The sequence below is a fragment of the Actinoallomurus acaciae genome, assembly GCF_042429965.1.
Taxonomy (GTDB): Bacteria; Actinomycetota; Actinomycetes; order Streptosporangiales; family Streptosporangiaceae; genus Actinoallomurus; species Actinoallomurus acaciae.
The window spans coordinates 1-1,266 of sequence record NZ_JBHLZP010001055.1; the positions used below are offsets into that span (position 1 = coordinate 1).

General features: G+C 64.7%; 1 protein-coding gene. It reads right to left on the reverse strand.

Annotation, left to right across the window (positions count from 1 at the left end; translation table 11 throughout):
• Window positions 1-23: 23 nt before the first annotated feature.
• Window positions 24-1,266, reverse strand: a 1,243-nt coding sequence (locus tag ACFFNX_RS50385; RefSeq protein WP_378213611.1) for an ABC transporter substrate-binding protein, incomplete at its 5' end; no start/stop codon positions are given.

The window sequence follows — 1,266 nt, forward strand, 5'->3', positions numbered from 1 at the left end:
GTGATCGCAGTCATGACCGGGGCCTACTTGAAGGCCTTGGCGGCGTCGGACTCCAGCTTCGCCTGCACACCCTTGATGTCACCGGGGTTCTTCACCAGCGCACGCAGGTCCTCCCACTCGCCCTGACCCGGCGTGCCACCGAACGCTGCCGGCGCCTGGTCCGACATGTCATACCGGGCCGAGTCACCGGCCGCCTGCAGCTGGGAGACCAGCTGCTTGGTCAGCGCGTCCGGGTAGGCGTCCGGCTTGACGTTCTTGCTCGGCGAGATGTAGCCGCCGCCCTTGGCCCACACCGTGCCCGCCTCCGGCGAGGCCAGGTAGTTGATCAGCGCCATCGCGCCCTTGGAGTCCTTCATCGCCACCGCGGTGTCACCACCCAGCACCGCCGGGGTCGTGTCACCCGCCTTGGGGAAGGCGAACACCTTCGCGTCGGTGCCGATCTTCGCCGAGGTGGTGCCGATGTTCGCCGCCGCGAAGTCACCCCCATACACCATCGCGGACTTGTTCTTCCCGAACGTGTCCGTGATCGAGGAGTCGAACTTCTGCTGCAACGCGCCCGCGGTGCCACCCGCGATCAGGTTGGACTTACCCCACACCTGCACCAGCGCCTGCAGCGCCTTGGTCACCGACGGGTCGGTCCACTTGATCTCATGCTTGGTCAGCTTGTCGTACATGTCCGGGCCCGCCTGCGACAGGTACACATTCTCGAACCAGTCCGTCAGCGTCCACGAGTCCGCCGACCCCGCCGCCAGCTCGAACGGCGTCGACCCCGCATCCGACAGCGTCTGCGCGGCCTTGGTGAACGACGCCCAATCCGCCGGCGGCTGCACCCCCGCGTCATCGAACGCCTTCGTCCGGTACCAGATGATCGACTTGTACGCCGCCTTCACCAGCACGCCGTAAGCCTTGCCATCCACCGAACCCAGCTGCTTCCAGTACGGCGTGTAATTCGCATCGATCGTCGCCGTCACATCCGCCGACAAAGGCTTCAGATCATTCTTCTTCGCATACTGAGCCACCAGACCCGGCTGCGGAAGAATCGCCACATCCGGCGGCTGATGCGCCTGCAGACGCGGACCAAGATACGCATCCTCGTTCTCACCCGTCGACGCGTAATTCACCTTCGCGCCCGTCTTCTTCTCAAACGCCGACAACACCTTCTGGAAGTTCTGCTGCTCAACCCCCGTCCACTTCGCCGCGACCTCGACCGTCACACCCTTCAACTCCTGACCACCAGCACTCGAACTGGACGAGTCGGAGGTCTTG